The 942-nt window shown below is 64.4% G+C and carries 1 protein-coding gene; it reads right to left on the bottom strand.

The window, feature by feature from the left end; genetic code table 11:
* Nucleotides 1-464: 464 nt before the first annotated feature.
* Nucleotides 465-942, bottom strand: a 478-nt coding sequence (locus AC5Y4T_RS26135) for an MCE family protein (protein ID WP_499956143.1), incomplete at its 5' end; no start/stop codon positions are given.

Below are 942 nucleotides of genomic sequence, written 5' to 3'. Positions count from 1 at the left end.
GCATGGTCAACTCGGTCTTGGGCGTGAACCCTCCGCGGAACTGGATGTAAACCAGGGTGAAGATGACGGCGAGAACGACCGCCACGACAAAGGTGATCAACCGGTAGGGCGGCTCTCGCGAGTCGTTGATCTGAACGGGTGAACCTTCCATGGCCTACACCGTGAGCCCGAAAGTTGTGGGCCCGGCGATGGACCGCCACCCGCGCGGTTGGTTATCCGGATAACCCACCGTCGCCACCGCTGCCCCTCGCCTCGGGGCCGTCGCCACCCGGCGCTGGCCTGTACACCTATGGAATAAGACCAGTGAAATGTACCGCGATGCAGTGGCACAAACAAAGCAGCGGCGCCAACCTGCGGGTGCACAGCCTCGTCGCTCGGGTGACCACCTTCACCGATTCCGGCGAGCCGATCGTCTCGGAAGCGAATTATCCTGTCCCGCAGAGGCTTCGGCCACTGGCTACGTGTTACGGGTTGATGGTGTTATCTCCCACCTGGCGGCCCCAGACGTACTCGATCGCATACGGCGATCCGGTGTCGAGATGGTTGTACGGCGCGAGGCTGTTGCCGGTGTCCATCACCAGCTCCGGTGCCGGCCACAGATCGCGGGTGATCTTCTGCCAGCACCCCGGCGCCCCGCCCGGACCGCCGCGCGCGTTCACCCGCGGCAGGTTCTCCGGGTAGACGTAGGGATTGGGCGCACCACCGATCAGGCCGACCGCGCCGCCGAGCCCGAGCGTGAGCGCGGAGATGGCAACCAGCGACAGGGGATTCGCGACCAGCCCCAATCCGGACAGCGCCTCGGTGTTCATGTTCAACGAATAGCCGTTGAAACCGCCCTCGGAGGCACCGGTGATGGGCACGATGTCGTGGTAGTTGCGCAGCGTGCAATAGATTTCGGGGCTGTAGGTGTCCAGTAGCTGCGCCGAAGGGACCAGGTCGGCA

This window comes from Mycobacterium sp. NGS11 (assembly GCF_059813315.1).
This window is presented reverse-complemented; position numbering and strand designations above follow the sequence as displayed.